Origin of the sequence: Pseudomonas sp. SB113 (assembly GCF_040754745.1) — a bacterium.
Lineage (GTDB): Bacteria > Pseudomonadota > Gammaproteobacteria > Pseudomonadales > Pseudomonadaceae > Aquipseudomonas > Aquipseudomonas grimontii.
The window spans coordinates 1-512 of record NZ_JBFMHW010000111.1 but is presented as its reverse complement, the minus strand read 5'-3'; the positions used below and the strand labels follow the sequence as shown (position 1 = coordinate 512).

Genomic DNA, 512 nt, shown 5'->3' with positions numbered 1-512 from the left:
CGTGCCGGTCATCGCGCCGGGCATCGGACAGGTCATCATGCTGTTCGGCGAATGGCACATGATCTTCATGTTCATGGGCGTCGTTTCGTTTCTGGTGACGCTTTGGGCGTTTTTCCGCCTGCCGGAAACGCTTCAGGAGCAATATCGCCGGCCGCTGACAGTCGCCGGAACTGCGCAGGCATTCCGCATCGTTCTGACGAACCGCGTGGCGATCTGCTACACGGTAGCGATCACATGCACTTTCGGCGCACTGTTCGGCTTCATCAATTCCGCGCAGCAGATCTATGTCGGGCTTTATGGCGTAGGCACCATGTTCCCCGTCTATTTCGCCGCTGTTGCCGGATTGATGGCCGTGTCCTCGTTTCTGAACTCGAGACTCGTGGGAAAATTCGGTATGCGCCGCCTGGCGCATGGCGCAATGATAGGGTTTCTGATCGTTACAGGGATTGCCTTTGCGCTCTCGCTGTTTGGACAGCTTCCGCTTTGGCTTTTCGTCACGCTGTTTGCAATCG

1 protein-coding gene is annotated in these 512 nt (G+C 57.0%); it reads left to right on the top strand.

The window, feature by feature from the left end; all coding sequences use genetic code 11:
- Window positions 1-512, top strand: a 512-nt coding sequence (locus AB1462_RS31705; protein ID WP_367249025.1) for an MFS transporter, incomplete at both ends; no start/stop codon positions are given.